The sequence below is a fragment of the Thalassotalea sp. 1_MG-2023 genome (genome assembly GCF_030546745.1).
Lineage (GTDB): Bacteria > Pseudomonadota > Gammaproteobacteria > Enterobacterales > Alteromonadaceae > Thalassotalea_C.
In genome coordinates, this window is sequence record NZ_JAUOPD010000041.1 from 1 (window position 1) to 17,821 (window position 17,821).

Genomic DNA, 17,821 nt, shown 5'->3' on the forward strand with positions numbered 1-17,821 from the left:
GGCGCAGGCGTAGTATCAAAAATTATCGATTAATTTTTGATTAGCCAAGCTAATTAAAGAAAAGGGTCGCAATTGCGGCCTTTTTTGTTTTAAAGTTCAGACACCTGAGCGGTGTTCCGTGATGACAACATTGTCAGGAACAATGTTGAACAAACATGAGTTTGGCCCAAAGGGTGTAAGGCAGGACGCCTGAAATATCAAATACCAAAAGAAACATATCCCAATGGATATTTTTTAGTATTTCCCGCCGGCCTCTGGCCGAAGGATAAATCATTAATGATCTACTAGAGTCGTACAGTAGGCGCTGGTGTAGTATCAAAAATTATAAGATAAATGGGGTCAGGTACAACTTTTTTTGCGATTAAATTGCACCTGACCCCATTTATTTTTGACCCATTAATTTTAGGCTTTATTTGGAATGATCTGAATTTCAACGCGACGATTTAAAGCGCGGTTACTGGCGCTATTATTATCGGCAATTGGCATCGTTTCACCATATCCAGTTACTTTTAAGCGTGATGCCATAATATTTTTTTGTACTAAATAATTTTTAACGCTACTGGCTCTTTTTAAAGAGAGTTCCTGATTATATTGACTAGCGCCTGTACTATCCGTATGGCCTTCAATACTTAATAAGGTTTTTTCATACTTATTAAGAACCTTCGCGATATCATTTAATGTGTTATGAAAGCCGCTGGAGATATAAGATTGGTCGGTAGCGAAAGTAATGTTTGAAGGCATTACTAAGCGAATATTGTCACCTTCTCGCACAACGTCAATACCAGAGCCTGACAATTCTTCTCTAAATTCTTCTTCTTGTTTATCCATATAGTTGCCAATTGCAGCGCCTGCAATAGCACCAATAGCGGCCCCCCAAACTAATCGTTTATCTTTATGGTTACTGGTTGATTTACCTAAGACTGCCCCAGCAACAGCACCAATAGCAGCTCCTTTTTCTGTGTTGTTAGATGCACAACCAGACATGATTATTGATAGAGAAATAAGCGGGAAAAGAAGTTTTTTGGTTAGCATATTTGAACCTCATAGCCGTATTGAAAATAATTAAATGCGTTAAATATAAAAAGTCTGAACTCGCTAATAACACAGTAAAAGACTTAACAAAAATGATTTTAACTTTACTAGGTAAACATAGTGATAGAGTCTGCAACTAACAAGTTTATTGTTCATATATTAACTTGTGCTTATTGTGGTAATGTTAAGCTTAATTGACGCTGAACAATGATAGTAGTTTTTCTAGTCGTAACATAAAAGATAGTGCGTGCTGTGCTAGCTAAGGTATTAACGTGATTTAATGGTTTTAGCATTCCCGCTTTATTTTAGTTCTGAGCAAATTTTCTCATATCAATTGAGCTTATTTGGTAAATAAAGTGAACAAATACGACGAATGACTTTCATAGACAAGCAATAATTTACTTGAGTAAATGGATTGACTCAGTATAATACCCCTCTCTTTTCTTGAGTATCTCTTAATTTCCCAAAGCAAAATAAGACCTACCCAAGATAAGTGTATATTTTTAAAGGGGTATAGTTCCAATTGGTAGAACAGCGGTCTCCAAAACCGACGGTTGGGAGTTCGAATCTCTCTACCCCTGCCAAATTACTTATGTGGCCCTTGAAAAGGCCCAGATCATACTTATGTTATATGACATAAGATCATGGATCAGACAATATTACAGGTAAAGTTATGAATGCAAGTACAGAAAACCAAGAAAATGGTTCTCTAGATTCATTAAAGTGGATAATCGTTATACTCATTTTAGCTGGTGCTGTTGTAGGTAACTACATATACGGTGATCAGTCTGTATTAATACGTGCGGTTGCTGTTGTTACTGCTGTTGTAGTTGCCGGCTTTATTGCTGCTCAAACAGTAAAGGGTCGAAATGCGATTATTTTCGCAAAAGAAGCGCGCACTGAAACGAGAAAAGTTGTATGGCCAACACGTCAAGAAGCTGTACAAACAACAGGTATCGTTCTTGTTGCTACTTTATTTATGTCTTTAGTGCTGTGGGGTTTAGATACCGTACTATTTGAAGTTGTCGGCTTTATTACTGGATTACAGGTGTAATTATGTCTGAAGAAAATAATGTAACAGAAACACCGAACACAAATAGTAACCCAAAGTTGCGTTGGTATGTGGTTCAAGCGTTTTCTGGTTATGAAGCACGAGTGCAAAAAACATTACTTGAGCATATTGAAATTCATGGCTTAGAAGAAAAGTTTGGTCAGATATTAGTACCAACAGAAGAAGTTGTGGAAATGCGTGCAGGTCAAAAGCGTAAGTCTGCTCGAAAATTCTTCCCTGGTTACGTTCTTGTCGAAATGGCAATGGATGAAGAAGCATGGCACTTAGTTAAAAGTGTACCGCGAGTACTAGGCTTTATTGGTGGTACATCAGATCGTCCTATGCCGATCACACAAAAAGAAGCAGATCGTATTCTTCAACGTATTGAAGAAACTGATGCACCTAAGCCTAAAACACTGTTTGAACCAGGCGAAGTGGTACGCGTTATTGATGGACCATTTGCTGACTTTAATGGTGTTGTTGAAGAGCTTGATTACGAAAAGAACCGCATTAAAGTCTCGGTGTTGATCTTTGGTCGTTCTACGCCGGTAGATCTAGAGTTCTCACAAGTTGAAAAAGGCTAGTTTGACTGCGTAAATCGTTTTTATACTGCATTGGTATCTTTGCTCACTTAATCACGTATTAATATACGCTCATAAGTTCGCAATTTAACGGCCTTATCTAAAATCGATTCTACTTTGTCAAAGTTTTAATAGTAAATGCTCGCTTTTGCGGGCATTTTTGCTTTTTATAGTTCAATTACTATTTAATGCTTGAAACCTGACCAGTGATTAATTTATAATCCGCTGCCGTTTTTATTTGTACAAACAAAAGTTAGTACTAAAAACGCAAAATTATTAACCCACGGGGAGCTAACACTTACCTTCTATTAGGTCAGGTGTAGTGTTCGGAAGAACTAGCGATAATACCCATAATTTAAGGTAATTAAAGATGGCTAAAAAAGTCGAAGCTTTAATCAAGCTACAAGTAGCTGCTGGTGCAGCTAACCCGTCACCTCCTGTTGGTCCAGCACTTGGTCAACACGGTGTGAACATCATGGAATTCTGTAAAGCGTTTAACGCAAAAACAGACTCTTTAGAAAAAGGCGCTCCAGTACCAGTAGTCATTACTGTATACAACGACCGTTCTTTCACGTTCGAAACAAAAACTCCACCTGCTTCTTATTTACTTAAGAAAGCGGCTGGCATCAAGTCAGGTTCAGGTCGCCCTAACACTGAAAAAGTTGGTACGGTAACACGTGCTCAACTTGAAGAAATTGTTAAGACTAAAGAACCAGATTTAACAGCAGGTTCTATGGACGCTGCAGTACGTACTATCGCGGGTTCTGCTCGTGCAATGGGTTTAGTGGTAGAGGACTAATCATGACTAAATTATCAAAGCGCGCTCGTCTAATTCGTGAAAAAGTAGACGTATTAAAAGATTATGAAATCAACGAAGCATTAGCTCTTTTAAAAGAATTAGCGACCGCTAAATTCAAAGAAAGCGTTGATGTAGCTGTTAACTTGGGTATTGACGCTCGTAAATCAGACCAAAACGTTCGTGGCGCAACTGTATTACCACATGGTACAGGTCGTGAAGTTCGTGTTGCTGTATTTACTCAGGGCGCAAACGCTGACAAAGCTAAAGAAGCTGGTGCAGACATCGTAGGTATGGATGATCTTGCTGAGCAAGTAAAAGCAGGCCAAATGGATTTTGACGTAGTTATTGCTACGCCAGATGCAATGCGTGTTGTTGGTCAGTTAGGTCAAATCTTAGGTCCACGTGGCCTTATGCCTAACCCGAAAGTTGGTACTGTAACTCCTGACGTTGTAACAGCGGTTAATAACGCTAAAGCAGGTCAAATTCGTTACCGTAACGACAAAAACGGCATCATCCATACTACGATTGGTAAGGTTGATTTCGATGACGCTAAGTTACAAGAAAACTTAGAAGCATTATTGGAAGCGCTTAAAAAAGCAAAACCAGCAAATGCTAAAGGTCAATTTATTAAGAAAATTTCAGTATCAACTACTATGGGCGCTGGTGTAACAGTTGACCAAGGTAGCTTAACGCTTTAATTTTTCAGTAAGGCATGGTTCATGCTTTACTTGGGGCGAATTATCAACTATAATTTCGCCCCTTAAATTTTGGTAGGTGCTGTGGAAACAGCCCCGTCAAAGACCGTAGGAGTAGCGATAGTTACTTAATATTTTCCTGCGTAGATGGTGATTACCCAGATATTTCCTTAAATTTTCTGGCTTCGCCGTAAAAAAAATCCCAAGTTTACTTGGGGAGAAGTTAATACCGGATATCCGGTTGAACCAGGAGTTAAAGCCCATGGCTATCAATCTTGATGACAAAAAAGCAATTGTTGCTGAAGTTCAAGAAGCTGCCGAAGGCGCTCTTTCAGCTGTTATCGCAGATTCACGCGGTGTAACAGTTGACGCAATTACTGCTTTACGTGCTACTGCACGTGAAAACGGTGTGTGGATGAAAGTTGTTCGTAACACTTTAGCCCGCCGTGCAGTTGAAGGTACTGCGTTTGATTGTCTTGCAGACAATTTTGTAGGTCCTTCATTAATTGCATTTTCTAGCGAGCATCCAGGTGCTGCTGCCCGTATTTTTAGTGATTTCGCAAAAGAAAACGATGCGTTTGAACTAAAAGCAGCTGCATATGAAGGCGAAGTTGTAGATGTACAGTTACTTGCTAAGTTACCTACATACGACGAAGCAATTGCACGCTTAATGAGCGCAATGAAAGAAGCATCGGCTGGCAAGCTTGTCCGTACGATTGCTGCAGTTCGCGATCAGAAAGAGCAAGAAGCGGCATAATCGTTGTAATACAACATACGCTTTTTGAATTTATAGTTATTACACAGCCTTTTAAGTGGCTGTCATTAAAACAGGAAATTAAAGATGTCTATTTCTAAAGACGATATCCTAAATGCTATTGCTGAAATGTCAGTAATGGACGTAGTTGAATTAGTAGAAGCAATGGAAGAGAAATTCGGTGTTTCTGCTGCTGCTGCTGTAGCTGTTGCTGGCGATGCTGGTGGTGCTGCTGCTGAAGAGCAAACAGAATTCGACGTAATCTTAACTAGTTTCGGCGACAAGAAAGTTGGCGTAATTAAAGCAGTACGTGGTGCTACAGGTCTAGGTCTTAAAGAAGCTAAAGAGCTTGTTGAAGGCGCACCTAAAGCAATCAAAGAAGGCATTGATAAAGCAGAAGCAGAAGCTCTTAAAGAAGAACTTGAAGCTGCAGGCGCTTCTATTGAACTTAAGTAATCTGTTTAATCACAGATTATTTGCCTGAAAAGGCACTGGCTGGTGATTTAAACGTCACCGGCCTTTTTGCGCTAAAGAATATCGTTTTTTAAATTAGCCAATAAATTAGGTTTTTTTTTAAACGAAAACAGTGCATTATTTAATGTGAAAGCATTACAGCAATACCCTGTCTGATACCAATTGGATTAGGTAAGTGGTCATAAAAAAAGAAAATTTGATCAATTATTTAGTCCAATTGGTATTTTTAGGCAGATTCGGCCATAACCAGCAAGCTGAGGAACCCCATGGTTTACTCTTATTCTGAGAAGAAACGAATTCGAAAGGATTTTGGTAAAAGCGCGCAAGTAATGGATTATCCGTTCTTGTTATCTATCCAGCTCGGATCTTTTCGTAAGTTTATTGATGTTGATCCGGCAGGCGAAACCGGTTTAGAAGCAGCGTTTCGTTCTATTTTTCCAATCAAAGCCTACTCAGGTAGTTCTGAATTACAATATGTCAGTTACCGATTAGGTGAGCCCTTATTTGATGTAAAAGAATGTCAAATACGTGGTGTAACATATTCTGCGCCATTACGCGTAAAATTACGTTTAGTCATTTATGACAAAGAGGCGCCAGCGGGTACTGTCAAAGATATCAAAGAACAAGAAGTATATATGGGTGAAATCCCATTAATGACAGATAACGGTACATTTGTCATCAATGGTACTGAACGTGTTATTGTTTCACAATTACACCGTTCACCTGGTGTATTTTTCGATCATGATAAAGGTAAGACACACTCTTCAGGTAAGGTGCTTTATAATGCACGTGTTATTCCTTATCGTGGTTCTTGGTTAGATTTCGAATTTGATCCTAAAGATAATCTTTTTGTACGAATTGATCGTCGTCGTAAATTACCGGCATCAATTATATTACGTGCACTTGAGTTTAGTACTGAAGAAATTTTAGATATTTTCTACGATACAACAGGCTACGAAATTAAAGGCGACAAGTTAATTATGGAACTTGTCCCTGAAAGATTACGTGGTGAAACCGCTATATTTGACATTAAAATGCCAAATGGTGACGTGCTTGTTGAACAAGGTCGTCGTATCACTGCTCGTCATATTCGTGCACTATCAAAAGAAAATGTATCTGAGCTTGAAGTACCGGCTGACTATATCGTAGGCAAAGTACTTTCTAAAGCTTACGTTGATGAATCAACGGGTGAAGTGATCGCAGAAGCGAATGCTGAATTAACGTTAGAGTTATTAGCGGAATTAAGCCAAGCAGGTCATAAGCAAATTTCTACACTATATATGAACGAATTTGATGTTGGTTCATATATGTCTGATACCGTACGTATCGATACAACATCTAATCGCTTAGAAGCGCTTGTTGAAATATATCGTATGATGCGCCCAGGCGAGCCACCAACGAAAGATGCTGCAGAAGCATTATTTGCTAATTTATTCTTCTCATTAGAGCGTTATGACTTATCAACAGTAGGTCGTATGAAGTTCAACCGTCGTGTTGGTCTTGATGATGAAGTGGGTGAAGGTACGCTATCGAAAGAAGATATCATTAAGGTAATGAAAACCTTAATCGGTATTCGCGATGGTAAAGGTGAAGTAGATGACATTGATCATCTAGGTAACCGTCGTATTCGCTCTGTAGGTGAAATGGCAGAAAACCAATTCCGTGTTGGTCTTGTACGTGTTGAGCGTGCAGTACGTGAGCGTTTATCACTTGGTGATTTAGACGCTGTGATGCCACAAGATTTAATTAACGCTAAGCCTATTTCGGCAGCGGTTAAAGAATTCTTTGGCTCGTCACAATTGTCACAATTTATGGACCAAAACAACCCGCTTTCAGAAGTAACGCATAAGCGTCGTATTTCTGCATTAGGCCCGGGTGGTTTAACACGTGAACGTGCTGGTTTTGAAGTACGTGACGTACATCCAACACATTATGGCCGTGTTTGTCCAATCGAGACCCCTGAAGGTCCAAACATCGGTTTGATTAACTCATTATCCTGTTATGCACGCACAAACGATTATGGCTTCTTAGAAACGCCTTATCGCCGTGTTGTTGATGGTTTAATTACAGACGACGTTGATTATTTATCTGCAATCGAAGAAGGTAACTTCGTGATTGCACAATCAAATGCAGCGCGTGATGATTCAAACAGACTAACTGACGAACTTGTTAACTGTCGCCATAAAAACGAATTTACGTTAATGGCTGCTGAGCACATTCAGTACATGGATGTATCTCCACAACAAATCGTGTCAGTTGCTGCATCGTTAATTCCATTCCTAGAACATGATGATGCTAACCGTGCCTTGATGGGCTCGAACATGCAACGTCAAGCCGTTCCAACGTTAAAAGTGGACAAACCGCTTGTTGGTACTGGTATGGAAAAAATAGTAGCAGTTGATTCAGGTGTTACAGCTGTTGCCAAACGTGGTGGTGTTATCGACTACGTAGATGCTTCTCGTATTGTTGTTAAAGTTAATGAAGACGAAATGGTACCTGGTGAAGCAGGTATTGATATTTATAACTTAAACAAATACACACGTTCAAACCAAAATACGTGTATTAACCAACGTCCAACAGTGCGTAAAGATGAGCCTGTTATTCGTGGTGACGTATTAGCTGATGGTCCATCTACTGATTTAGGTGAGCTAGCACTTGGTCAAAACATGCGCTTAGCGTTCATGCCTTGGAATGGTTACAACTTTGAGGATTCAATGTTGTTATCTGAGCGTGTTGTTCAAGAAGATCGTTTTACAACCATTCATATTCAAGAATTAAGCTGTATTGCTCGTGATACTAAATTAGGTGCAGAAGAAATTACTTCTGATATTCCTAATGTTGGTGAATCAGCATTAAGCAAGCTTGATGAATCAGGTGTTGTCTATATTGGTGCTGAAGTTAAGGGCGGCGATATCTTAGTTGGTAAAGTAACGCCAAAAGGTGAAACACAACTCACACCAGAAGAAAAACTACTTCGCGCAATTTTTGGTGAAAAAGCAGCTGACGTTAAAGATAGTTCATTACGTGTACCTAACTCTGTATCAGGTACCATTATTGATGTACAAATCTTTACTCGTGACGGTGTTGAAAAAGACAAACGTGCTGTAGAAATTGAAGAAATGCAGCTTAAAGAAGTGAAGAAAGATTTAGGCGACGAATTTTCTATCTTAGAAGATGGTATCTACGCTCGTGCTAAGAAACTTCTACTTTCAGCAGGTCTTAACGAATCAGATCTTAACAGCATGTCTCGCGACAAGTGGTTAGTTCAAAACCTTGCTAGCGAAGATCAACAGTCTGAACTAGAGCAAATCGCTGAACAGTACGACAACATTAAAGCTGATTTCGATAAGAAATATGAAATAAAGCGTCGTAAGATCACACAAGGTGATGACTTAGCACCAGGTGTACTTAAAATTGTTAAAGTATACCTTGCGGTTAAACGTCGTATTCAGCCAGGCGATAAAATGGCCGGCCGTCATGGTAACAAGGGTGTAATTTCAAACGTTGTGCCTGTAGAAGATATGCCATATGACGAAAATGGTGTACCTGTTGATATCGTATTGAACCCATTAGGTGTTCCTTCACGTATGAACATCGGTCAAATCTTAGAAACTCACTTAGGTATGGCGGCACGCGGTATCGGTGAAAAGATTAACCGTATGCTTGAAGAGCAACGCGAAATTGCGAAGTTAAGAAGCTTCTTAAAAGAAGTGTATGAACTTGGTGATTCTCGTCAAGAAGTCGATATTGATAACTTCTCTGATGATGAAATTATGCGTTTAGCCGATAATCTTCGTGCAGGTCTACCAATTGCTACACCGGTATTTGATGGTGCGCAAGAAGGCGAAATTAAAGAATTGTTCCGCCTTGCTGATATGCCAGAAAGTGGCCAGTTTAACTTAACTGATGGTCGTACAGGTCGCCGCTTTGAGCGTCCAGTAACGGTTGGTTACATGTACATGTTAAAACTAAATCACTTAGTTGATGACAAAATGCATGCGCGTTCAACGGGTTCATACAGCTTAGTTACTCAACAACCGTTGGGTGGTAAAGCACAATTCGGTGGTCAGCGTTTCGGTGAGATGGAAGTATGGGCATTAGAAGCATATGGTGCTGCTTATACCCTACAAGAAATGTTGACGGTTAAGTCTGATGACGTAAATGGTCGTACTAAAATGTACAAAAACCTTGTTGATGGCGATCACCGTATGGAGCCAGGTATTCCTGAGTCGTTCAATGTATTACTTAAAGAGATCCGCTCGTTAGGTATTAACATTGAATTAGACGAAGAATAATCGGTCGAGTATTTAGCTGAGCAAATCAGTAAGCGAAGAAGGTAGTTTTACTACCTTCTTCTCAAGATTAACTCCGACAGGAGATAGAGTGTGAAAGATTTACTTAAGTTTCTTAAGCAACAAAATCAAACTGAAGAATTCGATGGTATTCGCATCGGGTTAGCTTCGTCAGATATGATCCGCTCTTGGTCATATGGTGAAGTGAAAAAGCCAGAAACAATTAACTATCGTACGTTCAAGCCAGAACGTGATGGTTTGTTTTGTGCGCGTATCTTTGGGCCAGTAAAAGATTATGAATGTCTTTGTGGTAAGTATAAGCGTTTAAAACATCGTGGTGTAATTTGTGAAAAATGTGGCGTTGAAGTTACATTAACGAAAGTTCGTCGTGACCGTATGGGTCATATCGAACTAGCAAGCCCAGTTGCCCATATTTGGTTTTTAAAATCATTACCTTCACGTATTGGTCTTTTATTAGACATGACATTACGTGATATTGAACGTGTACTATATTTCGAATCATACGTGGTCACTGAGCCAGGTATGACAACGTTAGAAAAAAGCCAAATTCTTACCGAAGAAGAGTACTTAGATGCGCTTGAAGAACACGGTGATGAATTTGATGCACTGATGGGTGCTGAAGCTGTTTTAGCGTTATTAAAGCAAATTGACCTTGAAGGTGAAGTTGCACAAATGCGTGAAGAATTACCAGAAATTGGTAGTGAAACTAAGCGCAAGAAAATTACAAAACGTTTAAAATTAATGGAAGCGTTTGCGCAATCAGGTAACAAGCCAGAGTGGATGATCATGTCTGTGCTTCCTATTTTGCCACCTGATTTACGTCCATTAGTTCCGTTAGATGGCGGACGTTTTGCAACGTCTGACTTAAACGATTTATATCGCCGTGTAATTAACCGTAATAACCGTTTGAAAAGACTACTAGATTTAGTTGCACCAGATATCATCGTACGTAACGAAAAGCGTATGTTGCAAGAATCAGTTGATGCCTTATTAGATAACGGTCGTCGTGGTCGCGCAATTACAGGTTCTAACAAACGTCCATTGAAATCACTTGCTGACATGATTAAAGGTAAGCAAGGTCGTTTCCGTCAAAACCTTCTAGGTAAGCGTGTTGATTATTCTGGTCGTTCTGTAATTACCGTTGGTCCAACGTTGCGTTTACATCAATGTGGTCTTCCTAAGAAAATGGCACTTGAGTTATTCAAGCCATTCATCTACGGAAAATTAGAAGCACGTGGTTTAGCAACAACGATTAAAGCAGCGAAAAAACTCGTAGAACGCGAAGGTGCAGAAGTTTGGGATGTATTAGACGAAGTTATTCGTGAACACCCTGTACTACTTAACCGTGCACCAACACTACATAGATTAGGTATCCAAGCATTCGAACCGGTACTTATTGAAGGTAAAGCAATTCATTTACATCCATTAGTTTGTGCGGCGTATAACGCTGACTTCGATGGTGACCAAATGGCTGTTCACGTTCCGTTAACGATTGAAGCGCAATTAGAAGCGCGCTCGTTGATGATGTCTACGAACAATGTTTTATCACCTGCTAACGGTGACCCAATCATTGTTCCTTCACAAGATGTTGTATTAGGTCTTTATTACCTAACACGCTCACGCGTTAATGCACTTGGCGAAGGTATGGTATTTTCTGATACGAAAGAAGCAGAAAAAGCCTATCGTACTGACGCTGCTGATTTACACGCACGTGTAAAAATTCGTATTACAGAGCATATTCGTAATGACGAAGGCGAACTAGTTGCTAAAACAACGTTACGTGATACAACGGTTGGTCGTGCCATTTTATGGCAAGTATGTCCAAGAGGATTACCGTACGAATTAATTGATCAACCACTTGGTAAAAAACCAATTTCGCGTTTGATCAACCATGCATATCGTAATCTTGGTTTAAAAGACACAGTAATCTTTGCTGACCACATTATGTATACAGGCTTCCATTATGCGATGGTTGCTGGTGCATCAGTTGGTATCGATGATATGGTAATTCCGGATGAGAAATACACTATCATTGAAAGCGCAGAAGAAGAAGTTACTGAAATTCAAACACAGTTTGATCAAGGTCTTGTAACGGCTGGTGAGAAGTACAACAAAGTTATCGATATTTGGTCATCTGCTAACGAAAAAGTATCTAAAGCAATGATGGACAACTTGTCGAAAGAGCAAGTTAAGAATCGTGATGGTGAAATGGAAGAACAAGATTCTTTCAACTCTATCTACATGATGGCCGACTCAGGTGCCCGTGGTAGTGCCGCTCAGATACGTCAGTTAGCCGGTATGCGTGGTCTAATGGCAAAACCAGATGGTTCAATCATTGAAACACCGATTACCGCAAACTTCCGCGAAGGTTTGAACGTACTTCAGTACTTCATCTCTACTCACGGTGCGCGTAAAGGTCTTGCGGATACGGCTCTTAAAACGGCTAACTCTGGTTACTTAACACGTCGTCTCGTTGATGTTGCTCAAGATTTAGTCGTAACAGAACCAGATTGTGGCACTGAAGATGGTATCTTAATGACCCCACTTATTGAAGGTGGTGATGTTGTTGAACCATTACGTGAACGTGTATTAGGTCGTTCAGTAGCAGAAGATGTATTAATTCCAGGTACAGAAACCGTATTACTTCCACGTAACACATTAATTGATGAAAAATTATGTGATACGTTAGAAGAACACTCTGTTGATCAAGTAAAAGTACGCTCTATTATTACTTGTTCTACTGATTTTGGTATTTGTGCTCAGTGTTATGGTCGTGACCTTGCACGTGGCCACTTGATTAACCAAGGTGAAGCCATTGGTGTTGTTGCAGCACAGTCAATCGGTGAACCAGGTACACAGCTTACCATGCGTACGTTCCACATTGGTGGTGCGGCATCAAGAGCTTCAGCTGAAAACAGTGTTCAAGTGAAGAATACTGGTATTTTGAAGTTACAAAATGCGAAATTCGTAACCAACTCAGAAAAGAAAATTGTTATTACGTCACGCTCAACTGAGCTGACAGTCATTGATGAGTTAGGTCGTGAACGTGAACGTTATAAAGTGCCTTACGGTACTGTTCTTAGCAAGGCAGATGGTGAAGCCATTGAATCTGGCGAAACGGTTGCAAATTGGGATCCGCATACGCATCCAATCATTACGGAAGTAAAAGGTAACATCAAATTTGTTGACCTCGTTGAAGGCTTAACAATGACTCGTCAAACAGATGAGTTAACTGGTTTATCAAGTATCGTAGTGACAGATCCTAGCCAACGTAGCTCTGCGGGTAAAGAAATGCGCCCAATGGTTAAGTTAGTTGATGCTAAAGGTAACGATGTAATGATTGCAGGTACTGATATTCCAGCGCAATACTTCTTACCTGGTAACGCAATTGTAAACCTGGAAGATAACAGTGAAGTTAATATCGGTGATGCGTTAGCACGTATTCCTCAAGAGTCTTCGAAAACTCGTGATATTACCGGTGGTCTTCCACGCGTTGCTGACTTATTTGAAGCACGTAAACCTAAAGAACCTGCTATTCTTGCAGAGAAAACAGGTATTATCGGCTTTGGTAAAGAAACGAAGGGTAAACGTCGTTTATTGATTACACAGCCAGACGGTGTTGTATACGAAGAGATGATCCCTAAATGGCGTCAACTTAACGTATTCGAAGGTGAATCTGTTCAAAAAGGTGAAGTTATTGCCGATGGTCCAGAGTCTCCGCATGATATTCTACGTTTACGTGGTGTTGCTCCGGTCGCGAATTACATTGTTAACGAAGTACAAGATGTATATCGTTTACAAGGTGTAAAAATTAATGATAAGCACATTGAAGTTATCGTACGTCAAATGATCCGCAAGTGTGAGATCTTAGATGCAGGTGATTCAGAGTTCCTTAAAGGTGAACAACTTGAAGTTGCTCGTGTGCGCATTGCAAACCGCGAATTAGAAGCTGCAGGTAAAAAGCCAGCTGAATTTGATATTCAAATGATGGGTATCACGAAAGCATCACTTGCAACGGAATCATTTATTTCTGCGGCATCGTTCCAAGAAACAACACGTGTATTAACCGAAGCTGCTGTAAGCGGTAAGAAAGATACGCTACGTGGCTTGAAAGAGAACGTTATCGTTGGTCGCTTGATTCCAGCGGGTACTGGTTATGCTTATCACCAAGAACGTGCGCGTAGTCGTGCCGTTGAAGTGGAAGAAGAAGTAACTGTATCAGCTGATGAAGCAGCGCAAGCATTAACAGATGCATTGAATGCTGATTTAGAAGCAGGAAACGCTGACGATTAATCGTTAACAACGTTTATGTTAAAACCGTCCATGGCAACATAGGCGGTTTTTGTGTTTTATCAGCCCGTAAAAAGATCTTAAACTGGGGTTAATATAAAAAAAGTGACCCTGTAGAACACGAAAAGAAACATTTGATCCAAACAAATGATTATTGATCCTTTTCGGGTTTTCCTTGACAGCACGTTACAACGCCTTTAGAATTCTGCGACCTTTTAATCTGCGCTAGAAATAGCTCATGATTTTAAGGGTTGATTTTACACGTTTAAGAGAGTGAAAACAGTGGTGGAAACCATTGTTAACACAATGTTTTAATTAATCAGGAGCTATAATGGCAACTATTAACCAATTGGTACGTAAACCACGTGTCAGACAAGTACAAAAAAGTAACGTTCCAGCGTTACAAGCTTGTCCACAACGTCGTGGCGTATGTACTCGCGTATATACTACTACGCCTAAAAAACCTAACTCAGCACTACGTAAAGTTGCTCGTGTTCGTTTAACTAACGGCTACGAAGTTACTTCTTACATCGGTGGTGAAGGTCACAACTTACAAGAGCATAGCGTTATCTTAATCCGTGGTGGTCGTGTTAAAGACTTACCTGGTGTACGTTATCATACCGTTCGTGGCGCACTTGATTGTTCAGGTGTTAACGATCGTAGACAAGGCCGTTCTAAGTACGGTGCTAAGCGCCCTAAATCTTAACGGTTCTCCGTCAAGTAAGGCCAAACTAACTTTTAATTTTTAATTGTTTTGGGAATACCCTGAAGCTAAATCGGAGAATTTAACATGCCAAGAAGACGCGTCGTTGGGCAACGTAAAATATTGCCAGACCCGAAGTTCGGAAACGAACTATTAGCAAAATTCATCAACATTCTTATGGTTGATGGTAAAAAAGCTGTTGCAGAAAGAATCGTATACGGTGCATTAGACATCTTATCTGAGAAAAACACTGAGAAAGAACATTTAGAGCTTTTCGAAGAAGCTTTAGAGAACATCCGCCCACAAGTGGAAGTTAAGTCTCGTCGTGTTGGTGGTTCAACTTACCAAGTTCCAGTAGAAGTTCGTCCAGTTCGTCGTAATGCGCTAGCCATGCGTTGGTTAGTTGAAGCAGCTCGTAAACGTGGTGAAAAATCAATGGCTCAACGCCTTGCTAACGAGATGTTAGATGCATCTGATAGCAAAGGTTCAGCGGTTAAGAAACGTGAAGACGTTCACCGTATGGCCGAAGCGAACAAAGCGTTCGCTCACTATCGCTGGTAATCACGATAGTAAAAAAATGAACAGCGTAGTTGCTTACTTTCATAAAGTGGTAACTACGCTTTTCTACACTAGGCTATAGTTAAATACTTTTAGTGTTTGTAGTAAAAACCTACATTTTTGAAATTATTTGAATATATCTTAAAAAGATTAGAGGAATACATTAGTGGCTCGTACAACACCTATAGAGCGTTACCGAAATATTGGTATCTGTGCTCACGTAGATGCAGGTAAAACGACAACAACAGAGCGTGTACTTTTTTACACGGGGCTTTCACATAAAATTGGTGAAGTACATGATGGTGCTGCAACAATGGATTGGATGGAGCAAGAGCAGGAACGTGGTATCACGATTACTTCTGCGGCTACTACATGTTTTTGGAAAGGGATGGATGCGCAGTTTGATGAGCATCGTATCAATATAATAGATACTCCTGGCCACGTTGATTTTACTATTGAAGTAGAGCGTTCATTACGTGTGTTAGATGGTGCTGTATTAGTACTATGTGGCTCGTCTGGGGTACAACCTCAAACAGAAACTGTTTGGCGTCAAATGGAGCGATACGCTATTCCGCGTATGGTTTTCGTTAATAAAATGGACCGAATGGGCGCTGATTTCTTAGCTGTTGTACAGCAAATGAAAGATCGCTTAGGCGCAAACGCTGTTCCAATTCAATTGGCGATAGGTTCTGAAGAAGACTTTGCTGGTGTTGTTGACCTGATAAAAATGAAGGCAATAAATTGGAATGAAGCTGACCACGGCATGACCTTCACGTATGAAGAAATTCCTGCTGATATGCAAGAACTTGCAGAAGAATGGCGTGAAAACTTAGTCTCAGAAGCCGCTGAAGCGAATGATGAATTGATGGAAAAATACCTTGAAGAAGGTGATTTATCTGAGCAAGAAATTAAACAAGCACTACGTCAACGCACATTGGCTAATGAAGTTGTGTTAACGGCTTGTGGTAGTGCTTTTAAAAATAAAGGTGTTCAAGCAGTTCTTGATTATGTTGTTGAATTTTTACCTTCACCTACAGAAGTGCAAGCAATTACAGGTATCAATAACGACAAGCAAGAATCAGAAGGTACACGTGAAGCAGATGACAATGCACCGTTTGCTGCCCTAGCGTTTAAAATTGCAACCGACCCTTTTGTTGGTACGTTAACTTTCTTCCGAGTGTATTCCGGCGTGGTAAAAACCGGTGATAGTGTTTTTAACCCGGTAAAAGGTAAAAAAGAACGCTTTGGTCGTATTGTGCAAATGCACTCGAACGATCGAAAAGAAATTAAAGAAGTTCGTGCTGGAGATATTGCGGCCGCGATTGGTTTAAAAGATGTAACGACAGGTGATACGCTTTGTGATACTGCTAATGTGATCACATTAGAACGTATGGAATTTCCTGAACCAGTAATTTCAATAGCCGTTGAACCGAAAACTAAAGCTGACCAAGAGAAAATGGGTGTAGCTCTTTCTAAACTAGCAGCGGAAGATCCTTCATTTAGAGTGGAAACTGACGACGAAACCGGCCAAACCATTATTTCTGGTATGGGTGAACTACATTTAGACATCATCGTTGATCGTATGAAGCGTGAATTTAGTGTCGATTGTAATGTAGGTAAACCACAAGTTTCGTACCGAGAAACAATTCGCAAAGAAGTCGAAGTGGAAGGTAAGTTTGTTCGTCAATCAGGCGGTAAAGGTCAATACGGCCATGTTTGGCTTAGAATGGAACCTCAAGAAGAAGGTGCAGGTTTTGAATTTGTTAACGAAATAGTTGGCGGAGCTGTACCTAAAGAATATATTCCTGCCGTTGAAAAAGGCTGTAAAGAGCAAATGGATGCCGGTGTTCTTGCTGGCTTCCCGATGTTAGACGTAAAAGTTACGCTATATGATGGTTCATTCCATGACGTTGACTCAAATGAGATGGCGTTTAAAGTAGCTGGTTCTATTGGTTTCAGAACAGGGGCTTTAGAAGCAAACCCTGTGATGCTTGAACCAATGATGAAAGTTGAAGTTATTACTCCAGAAGAAAACATGGGTGATGTGGTAGGTGATTTAAATCGCCGCCGTGGCATTATTGATGGTATGGATGAAGGCCCAGCTGGACTCAAAGTTGTAAATGCTTCAGTGCCACTTGCCGAAATGTTTGGTTATGCAACAGATTTACGCAGTGCAACCCAAGGGCGCGCTTCTTACTCTATGGAGTTTAAGCAATATGCAGAGGCACCTAAAGCGGTGGCAAATTCAATTATTGAAGGGCGCGGAGGCGTTGTTTAGTTATTGAATAAGAAATTTGAGTAGTCGAATTTCGGCTATTCATAATACGACAAGCTCCCAGTGAGTTTGTGATAGGACATAAAGTTTGCTCATTTTTTGACAAGACCGTCCGTCTTGCCTACAATCTAGCACCTTAACTTTGTGTCTTTTACTCTCGCTGAGAGAACAAAATATTAAATTTAAATGTAAGTACTTTCTTTTAAGGTAATTTTAAAATGGCTAAAGAAAAATTTGAACGTTCGAAACCGCACGTTAACGTTGGTACTATCGGTCACGTTGACCACGGTAAAACA

General features: G+C 40.2%; 12 protein-coding genes, 1 tRNA gene and 1 pseudogene. 13 read left to right on the forward strand and 1 reads right to left on the reverse strand.

All coding sequences use genetic code 11. The features are described from left to right. Window positions 1-402: 402 nt before the first annotated feature. Window positions 403-1,032: an OmpA family protein gene (locus tag Q4489_RS17630; protein ID WP_303483101.1), complete on the reverse strand. Its 630-nt coding sequence runs from the start codon at window positions 1,030-1,032 to the stop codon at window positions 403-405. Window positions 1,033-1,539: 507 nt separating this feature from the next. Here Q4489_RS17630 and Q4489_RS17635 point away from each other — a divergent pair. From Q4489_RS17635 to Q4489_RS17695, 13 genes and pseudogenes are all read left to right on the forward strand, one after another. Further along, window positions 1,540-1,616 (forward strand) — tRNA-Trp (locus Q4489_RS17635). An 89-nt stretch (window positions 1,617-1,705) separates the two neighbouring features. After that, window positions 1,706-2,086: a preprotein translocase subunit SecE gene (gene secE / locus Q4489_RS17640; RefSeq protein ID WP_303483104.1), complete on the forward strand. Its 381-nt coding sequence runs from the start codon at window positions 1,706-1,708 to the stop codon at window positions 2,084-2,086. Window positions 2,087-2,088: 2 nt separating this feature from the next. Then, window positions 2,089-2,667, forward strand: coding sequence for a transcription termination/antitermination protein NusG (nusG, locus tag Q4489_RS17645; protein ID WP_303483107.1), 579 nt, complete (start codon window positions 2,089-2,091; stop codon window positions 2,665-2,667). A 367-nt stretch (window positions 2,668-3,034) separates the two neighbouring features. Further along, window positions 3,035-3,463, forward strand: coding sequence for a 50S ribosomal protein L11 (gene rplK, locus Q4489_RS17650; RefSeq protein WP_074499541.1), 429 nt, complete (start codon window positions 3,035-3,037; stop codon window positions 3,461-3,463). A 2-nt stretch (window positions 3,464-3,465) separates the two neighbouring features. Further along, complete coding sequence (rplA, locus tag Q4489_RS17655; RefSeq protein ID WP_303483112.1) at window positions 3,466-4,161, forward strand: 50S ribosomal protein L1; 696 nt, start codon at window positions 3,466-3,468, stop codon at window positions 4,159-4,161. Window positions 4,162-4,420: 259 nt separating this feature from the next. Beyond that, window positions 4,421-4,915, forward strand: a complete 495-nt coding sequence (gene rplJ, locus Q4489_RS17660) for a 50S ribosomal protein L10 (protein WP_303483113.1) — start codon at window positions 4,421-4,423, stop codon at window positions 4,913-4,915. Between the two features lie 84 nt (window positions 4,916-4,999). Next, window positions 5,000-5,368, forward strand: a complete 369-nt coding sequence (rplL, locus tag Q4489_RS17665) for a 50S ribosomal protein L7/L12 (protein ID WP_074499544.1) — start codon at window positions 5,000-5,002, stop codon at window positions 5,366-5,368. A gap of 284 nt (window positions 5,369-5,652) precedes the next feature. After that, window positions 5,653-9,681, forward strand: coding sequence for a DNA-directed RNA polymerase subunit beta (gene rpoB / locus Q4489_RS17670; protein WP_286271151.1), 4,029 nt, complete (start codon window positions 5,653-5,655; stop codon window positions 9,679-9,681). A 90-nt stretch (window positions 9,682-9,771) separates the two neighbouring features. Next, window positions 9,772-13,992 (forward strand): DNA-directed RNA polymerase subunit beta', encoded by a 4,221-nt coding sequence (gene rpoC / locus Q4489_RS17675; protein ID WP_303483119.1) that lies wholly within the window; start codon window positions 9,772-9,774, stop codon window positions 13,990-13,992. A gap of 328 nt (window positions 13,993-14,320) precedes the next feature. Continuing rightward, window positions 14,321-14,695: a 30S ribosomal protein S12 gene (gene rpsL / locus Q4489_RS17680; RefSeq protein WP_074499547.1), complete on the forward strand. Its 375-nt coding sequence runs from the start codon at window positions 14,321-14,323 to the stop codon at window positions 14,693-14,695. Between the two features lie 84 nt (window positions 14,696-14,779). Next, window positions 14,780-15,253 carry a 30S ribosomal protein S7 gene (gene rpsG, locus Q4489_RS17685; RefSeq protein WP_303483123.1) on the forward strand — a complete coding sequence of 158 codons (474 nt, stop codon included), beginning with the start codon at window positions 14,780-14,782 and terminating at the stop codon, window positions 15,251-15,253. 163 nt (window positions 15,254-15,416) lie between these two features. Then, window positions 15,417-17,528, forward strand: a complete 2,112-nt coding sequence (gene fusA, locus Q4489_RS17690) for an elongation factor G (protein WP_303483126.1) — start codon at window positions 15,417-15,419, stop codon at window positions 17,526-17,528. Window positions 17,529-17,743: 215 nt separating this feature from the next. Continuing rightward, window positions 17,744-17,821, forward strand: a pseudogene (locus Q4489_RS17695) (elongation factor Tu); the annotation flags it as partial.

What these genes read in the sequence shown, in the direction of transcription:
- rplJ (WP_303483113.1), top strand. Translation starts at nt 4,421, where the DNA reads ATGGCTATCAATCTTGATGACAAAAAAGCAATTGTTGCTGAAGTTCAA.
- secE (WP_303483104.1), top strand. Translation starts at nt 1,706, where the DNA reads ATGAATGCAAGTACAGAAAACCAAGAAAATGGTTCTCTAGATTCATTA.
- rplA (WP_303483112.1), top strand. Translation starts at nt 3,466, where the DNA reads ATGACTAAATTATCAAAGCGCGCTCGTCTAATTCGTGAAAAAGTAGAC.
- Q4489_RS17630 (WP_303483101.1), bottom strand. Translation starts at nt 1,032, where the DNA reads ATGCTAACCAAAAAACTTCTTTTCCCGCTTATTTCTCTATCAATAATC.
- rpoB (WP_286271151.1), top strand. Translation starts at nt 5,653, where the DNA reads ATGGTTTACTCTTATTCTGAGAAGAAACGAATTCGAAAGGATTTTGGT.
- rpsL (WP_074499547.1), top strand. Translation starts at nt 14,321, where the DNA reads ATGGCAACTATTAACCAATTGGTACGTAAACCACGTGTCAGACAAGTA.
- rplK (WP_074499541.1), top strand. Translation starts at nt 3,035, where the DNA reads ATGGCTAAAAAAGTCGAAGCTTTAATCAAGCTACAAGTAGCTGCTGGT.
- nusG (WP_303483107.1), top strand. Translation starts at nt 2,089, where the DNA reads ATGTCTGAAGAAAATAATGTAACAGAAACACCGAACACAAATAGTAAC.
- rplL (WP_074499544.1), top strand. Translation starts at nt 5,000, where the DNA reads ATGTCTATTTCTAAAGACGATATCCTAAATGCTATTGCTGAAATGTCA.
- rpsG (WP_303483123.1), top strand. Translation starts at nt 14,780, where the DNA reads ATGCCAAGAAGACGCGTCGTTGGGCAACGTAAAATATTGCCAGACCCG.